Here is a 6,526-nt window from a genome sequence, read left to right as displayed (position 1 = left end):
TCGGTGGCACGATTTCCGAGGCTACGGGTTCGAACGAGTCGAACGGCTTCGACCTGCAGTCGTTCCTCTCCCTGCCGCACGTCCTGATGTTCACGCCCCCGGCCGGGTCGAGGACCGTCTCGACCGCCGCGCGGATCCTGGCCGCGTCGGCGCGACCGAACCGCAGCCGCACCCCGGCGCCCGCGTCCACGACCTGCCCGGCGACGATCGGCTGGTCGTCCCGGATCGGCGCCACGACGAGCGGGACACCGTGCCACAGCGCCTCGCACACGGTGTTGTGCCCGGCATGACAGACGACCGCGTCGAGCCGTGGGAGAAGGGCGAGTTGGGGGACGTGGGGACGCAGGAGGACGTTGTCGGGGACCGGGCCCTCGACGAGCCCGCCGGGGTCGACGAGCACCGCCCGCAGCCGGCCCGCCATTCCGCCCAGTCCCTCCGCGGCCGCGTTCAGGAATCGGGCCCCGGCGTCGTTGTTGGCCGTGCCGAGGCTGACCAGGACGGTGGGCAGAGGCGAGACGTCCAGCCAGTCCCAGGGGAAGTCGTCGCCGCTCGCGGGGCGGGCGGCGACGGACGGGCCCACCAGCCAGACCCGGTCGGGCAGTTCGGCCGGGCCGAGCAGCGCGCGGGTGGTGTACGCCAGGACGCCGTGCGGGGAGAAACGGGGGTCCGCCGAGCCGGCTCCGTCGCAGATCCGGTTCCGCAGCTGGGCCAGCAGCCCGTCCAGCCACGCCGCGACCTTCGGCATACCGGCCAGCGGGTCGACGAGTTCGGCGGAGGTGGTGGCCGAGGTCACCCAGACGCGTCCGAGGGACTCGGCGACCAGCGCACCCGCCACCGCCTGCTGGTCGCAGACGACGACATCGGGGTCGTACGCCTCGATCGCCGCCCGTACCCCGGGCGCCATCGCGTCCGCCAGCGGGACGAGGAAGCTCTCCCAGAGGAACCGGAACGCGGCCGGCCCCTTCAGACCGGCGGGCCGGGACAGCCCGTCCTCGGGGAGGGCGCAGGGGAAGACGACGGCGTCGGATCCGACGAGACCGCGGACGAGCTCCGGGTGGCCCGCCCACGCGATCTCGTGCCCGCGTCCGGCGAGTGCCGCCGCGGTGCCCACGGCCGGGTTGACGTGCCCGACCAGCGGCGGCACCACGAACAGGAACCGGCCCATCTAGCGGGCCTCCCGCAACGCGTGAGCCTCCTGGCCGAGCAGCAACCAGTCGCGCACGAGGGCGTACGTCTGCTGGGTGGCCTCCACCAGCACCGAGTGGCCGAGATCGGGCAGGACGACCGTACGGCAGTGGGGGAGCGAGGCCTCCAGCATCCCGGTCTGCGCCGACAGCTTGGACGCGCCGCCGAAGATGGCGAAGACGGGGCAGCGGATCGCGGACAGGTCCTCGTCGAGGAGAGTGCTGAGCGGGATCTCCTGGGCGAGCGCGGTCTCGTCGAGGACCCGGCCCGCCGCCCGGAACGGCCGGGCGTTGCGCTCGCCCGGGTTTTCCCGCAGCCACTCGGTGACCTCCTGGACCACCAGTCCGCCCTGCTCGCCGACCAGGCCCTCGTACATGTTCTTCGCCCAAGCCCGGGCCGGCGGTTCCGCCTCGATGGCGATCACGCTCGCGACCCGCTCGGGACGGGCGGCGGCCATGGCGTACGCGACGGCGCCGCCGAAGGAGTTGCCGACGAGGTGCACCGGGTGGTCGATCGCCAGCGCGTCCAGCAGTCCGTCGAGGTCGTCGACGAAGTCCTCCATCCGGTAGCCGGTCGGCGGCCGGGAGGTCCTGCCGTGCCCGCGCAGGTCGTACATGACGACGTCCAGGCCCTCCTCGGCGAGCCGCGGCGCGAGGCTGAAGTAGTAGCTGGCCAGGCTGTCGATGAGCAGGCCGTGGATGAGGACCACGACGGGGCGCGGGGAGCCGCTCTCGTGGCCCAGCCGCTGGACGTGTACGTCGATCCCGTTCACCCGCATCGTCGCCATGTCAGCCCACCTCCGCGACGGCCGGTGAGTCCACGACGTAACCGACGAGATCGCCGACGGTGAGCGCGATGATCTCCTCCAGCCCGCGGTCGGCTATGAACGCGGCGAAGTTGACCCGCTCGCCGTAGAACTCGCGCAGTTGGGCGGAGAGGGTGACGAGGTCGATGCTCTCCAGTTCCAGGTCGTCGTGGAAGGACGTGTCGAGGGTGATCTCGGAGTCGTCGAGCCCGTACTCCTCCAGCACGGTGCGCAGGATGGCCGAGATGTCGGCGAGCGCGGTCGCCGCGTCGGGCGCCGAGGTCCGTCCCCTGTCCGACTGGCCCACGGGACGGTCGAGTTCAGTGGTCATCTTCGTTCTCCTGATCGTTGACTGCCGTCCAGGCCACGACGTACTCCTTGCCGGGCCCCGTGGACGGCCGGGGGGTGGTCAGCGCACAGTGCCGCACGCGGTACTCCTCGCCCGCGGTGCGGACGGTCAGGCGGTCGCCGTCGACCGAGGTGATCTCGAACCGCTTCGGCTCGCCGCCCAGTCCGGTGCCGCGCGCCTTCGCGACTGCCTCCTTGGCGGCCCAGAAACGGGTGAACCAGAGCCGTTCGGGGGCTCCCCCCGGCCGGTGGACGAGTGACGTGAGCAGCTCGCGCTCGGTGGTGGTGAGGGCCACCGCGAGGGTGCCCCCGGGGCGGTCGGTGACTTCCTCGATGTCGATGCCGCAGGGACCCTCCCTCCTGGCCATCGCCACGGCCGTCTCGCCGCGGTGGGCGATGGAGACGTGCAGCGCGGGCAGGGTCCTGCCGTAGCCGCCGGTCACGAAGGGGCGGCCGGCCGGATCGTTGCCGACCCTGACCTCGGCCGGGTAGACGGGGCCCGCCCCGGCGTCCCACATCACGTTCCGTACCGCGTCCTTGGCGGCGATCCGGCCGAGCAGCCACTGCCGCCGGCCGCGCGGGGCGTGCGCCGCGTACCGTTCGCGTTCCTCGCCCGCCAGGATGTTGCGCATGATCAGCTCGCGGGTGGCCAGGTCGGGCCACTCCTCGTGGACCAGCGCCCAGCCACCGGGCTGCATACGGGACAGCGTGTACCGCTCGGGCTCCCGGTCCACCTTGCGGATGCGCGGATTGCTGTCGAACCGGCGGTCCTGCCAACCGCTGAACTCCGCCCACACCCGCCCCCGGTGGACCAGCTGCATGTCCGCTTCGAGTGTGGCGTCGGTGACGGAGGTGATCCGGATCAGGCACTCCAGGCGCTCGCCGGGAGCGGGGTGCGGGCCGTGAAAGCGGATCTCCTTCATCCCGACCGGGAACACCGTCGTCCGCACCGGCTGCCGGGCCATGATCCAGTAGCCGAGGAGCTGCCCCACGTTGTCCAGCAGGGCGCCCGGCGCGGGCGGGGTGACGAGCACCCCTCGTACGTGCCGGTCGCCGACCGCGGTCAGTTGGTCCAGGCCCTGGAAGCGCGGGCCGTGGAACATCCAGCGGCGCGAGTACAGCTCCGCCGCGGTCAGCTCGGGCTTCTCCTCCAGCGCCGCGGGAAAGGTCCAGGGCGCGGGAGGCGTGAACCGGGCCTGCTCCGGGGCGAGTTCGACCACGGCCCGGGCGTAGGGGCCGAGCGAGGCGGTGACCCGGTCCGGGCCCTCGGGGGTGATCCGTACGGGGATGTCGACAGCCGGAGTGGCGGTGATCCACTGGTGCAGCCGTACGTCGCGGACGGCCACCGCGCGCCGGCCGGGCGCGGCCCGCTCGGCGAACTCCATGAGGTGGGCGATCACGGTGGTGCCCGGGACCACGGGCCAGCGGTCGGCGGGGTCGGCCTGGGCCGGCTGCCGGAAGAAGCAGTGGTCCAGGAGATACGGCATGGTGTCGACGGAGACGTGGAGGGTGGCTTCGAGGGGCTGGGGCTGGGGTTCGGGGGTGGCGGGCTCGGCCGTACGAAGGTCGGCTCCGTTTTTCGGGGGCGTGCCGCCCGTACGGGGGCCGGGTGGGGCCCCGTCGCGCGGCGCGCCGCGTCCGCGTCGTCCCGCCGTCACCACGTCCGAGGCGAGCGCCGTCGCGTCCCGCAGCAGTGCCGACAACTCCGCGCCCAGCAGACCCTGTTCCTCCAGGGCGCCGGCATCATGGGGCGCGATGTGTCGCGGCCGGGCCAGTACGGCGCTCAGCCGGTCGCGGGTCTCCGCGTCCAGGGAGACGTTCGCGCCGCCGAGGTCCAGCCGAACGGGGCGGCTCGGACGGCGTACCGTAGGGGCCGGTGTGCCGGTCGAGGTCGAGGCCCTGCCCAGCAGCGGGACGAGGTCCGGCGCGGCTCCGTCCGCCCACAACGCGCCGGCCACGCGGTGGAGTTGGGGCAGGCCCGAGCGGTGCGGGGAGTGCGCGGGGACCACGAGGTGGTCGCGGCCGTGCAGGGTGTCGTCGATGAGCGAGCCGAGCTGTCCCGCGCCGAGCTGGACGAACGCGCGGAAGCCCGCCGCGTACATCGTCTCCACCAGGGGCCGGAAGCGGACCGGCTCCAGCAGATGGCGGATGAACAGCTCGCGGATCGCGGCCGGTTCGTCCGGGTAGGGGGCGACGGTCGTCGCGGACCACAGGGGCAGCGCGGCCGGTTGCAGGGTGTAGGCCTCGGCGGCCTTCCTGATCGGGCCGAGGTAGGGCTCCAGCATCGGGGTGTGGAAGCCGGAGCGGAACGGCAGGATCCGCGAGATCACCCCCCGCGACCGGAACACCTCGACCAGCGCGGCGACGGCGGGCTCGGGGCCGCAGATCATCGACTGGTTGGGCGCGTTGTCGTGGGAGAGGACCACGTCCCCGCGGCCGTCCAGCTCGGTCAGTACCACCTCGGCGGGGGCGCCGATCGCGGCGAAGGCCAGCCCGGGGACGCTCAGCGCGTCGGGGTCGAAACCGGCGAGGAAGGCGTCGACCTCGTCCGGAGGGTGGATTCCGGCGGCGGCCATCGCGGTCCACTCGCCAAGGCTGTGCCCGGCCAGCGCGTCCGGGACGACGCCGAGGCGGCGCAGCGCGGTGTCGAGGAGCCGGCCGAGCTCGAAGACGCCGGTGCCCTGCCTGCCCACGTCACCCACGGTGGCGTCGGTGACGGCACGCGACCAGGGCAGCGCGAAGTGCCGTGCGACGTCCCCGGAGTTGGGCGCGAACTCGGCCTCCAGGCCGGGGAAGACGAAAGCGAGCCTGCCGCCGCCGGGGCCCAGCAGGGGACGCGGCACGAACCACACGTCGTTCCGGCCGCGCCATCCCTTCCCCTTGGCGACCGCCTTGCGGGCCAGCGCCAGCCGCTTGGCCGTCGGCCCGACGACGGCGAGCCGCACCGGATCGGCGGCGGGGGCGCGTTCGTCGAGACCGGCGGCGATGATCGCGGAGTCGGAGCGGTCAAGGAGCGCGGCCATCGCCTCGGGCGTCGGCGCGGTCAGCCGCAGCACCGGCTCCGGCTCGTACACCTCGGCCGCCCGCCGCGCGACCGTGACCTCTTCGAGCACGACGTGCGCGTTGATGCCGCCGAACCCGAAGGCGTTGACGGCGGCCCGGCGCACCGGCTGCCGGTCGTCGGTCCGCCAGGGCCGGGCGGCGCCGATGGGGGTGAACCGGGTGCGGGCGAGCGCCGGATGCGGGTCGTCGCAGTGCAGGGTCGGCGGGAGCACCTGGTGATGGACGGCGAGCGCGGCCTTGATCAGCCCGGCGACACCCGCAGCGGGCATGGTGTGGCCGATCATCGACTTCACCGAGCCGATGACGGCGTCCGGCACGCCTTGGGAGGTGTCCGTCGACGGTGGCCCGAACACCTCCGCGAGCGTGGTGAGTTCGGTGCCGTCGCCCGCCGGGGTGGCGGTGCCGTGTGCCTCCAGGAGGCCGATCGAGCCGGGGGCGGACGGGTCGAGCCCGGCGGCCTCCCAGGCCTGGCGGACCGCGCGGACCTGGCCGCCGGAGTCGGGCGCCATCAGACTGGTCGTACGTCCGTCGGAGGCGACGCCGGTGCCGGTGATCGCGGCGTAGATCCGGTCGCCGTCCCGCTCGGCGTCGGCGAGCCGCTTGAGCACGACGATGCCGGTGCCCTCACCGATCAGCACGCCGTCCGCGCCCCGGTCGAACGGCCGGATGCGCTCGCTCGGGGAGAGCGCGCCGAGCTGGCTGAACACGCTCCAGAAGGTGATGTCGTGGCAGTGGTGCACCCCGCCCGCCAGCATCACGTCACAGCGCCCGCTGCCGAGTTCGCGCACGGCGTGGTCGACGGCGATGAGGGAGGAGGCGCACGCGGCGTCCACGGTGTAGGCGGGCCCGCGCAGGTCGAGCCGGCCCGCCAGCCGGGACGCGGCGAGGTTGGGCACAAGGCCGATCGAGGACTCCGGTGCCTCGGGCCCCAGCCGGTCGGTGAACGCCTCGCGGACCGCCTCCAGTTGGTCGGCGCCGAGGTCCGGCAGCAGCTCGCCCAGGGTGCGCACGAGCTGGCTCGCGGTCCGCACCCGCTGGTCGAGCCGGACCAGGCCGGGGGTGAGATAGCCGCCCCGGCCGAGCACCACACCGACCCGGTGCCGGTCGGCGGGCAGCCGGTCCGGG

4 protein-coding genes are annotated in these 6,526 nt (G+C 73.8%); all 4 read right to left on the bottom strand.

Annotated elements, in window-relative coordinates:
* Positions 1–1,165 (bottom strand): glycosyltransferase (locus ABZ656_RS55475; protein ID WP_360279996.1); only part of this gene is annotated, 1,165 nt, incomplete at its 3' end.
* Positions 1,166–1,972 carry an alpha/beta hydrolase gene (locus ABZ656_RS55470; RefSeq protein ID WP_360279993.1) on the bottom strand — a complete coding sequence of 269 codons (807 nt, stop codon included), beginning with the start codon at positions 1,970–1,972 and terminating at the stop codon, positions 1,166–1,168.
* Between the two features lies 1 nt (position 1,973).
* The gene (locus ABZ656_RS55465; protein WP_360279990.1) at positions 1,974–2,321 is read right to left on the bottom strand and encodes a phosphopantetheine-binding protein; all 348 of its coding nucleotides are present in this window, start codon (positions 2,319–2,321) and stop codon (positions 1,974–1,976) included.
* A partial coding sequence (locus tag ABZ656_RS55460; RefSeq protein ID WP_360279987.1) for a beta-ketoacyl synthase N-terminal-like domain-containing protein occupies positions 2,311–6,526 on the bottom strand: 4,216 nt, incomplete at its 5' end. The genes ABZ656_RS55465 and ABZ656_RS55460, both read right to left, overlap by 11 nt.

This window comes from Streptomyces sp. NPDC007095 (assembly GCF_040634475.1).
GTDB lineage: Bacteria > Actinomycetota > Actinomycetes > Streptomycetales > Streptomycetaceae > Streptomyces.
This window is presented reverse-complemented; position numbering and strand designations above follow the sequence as displayed.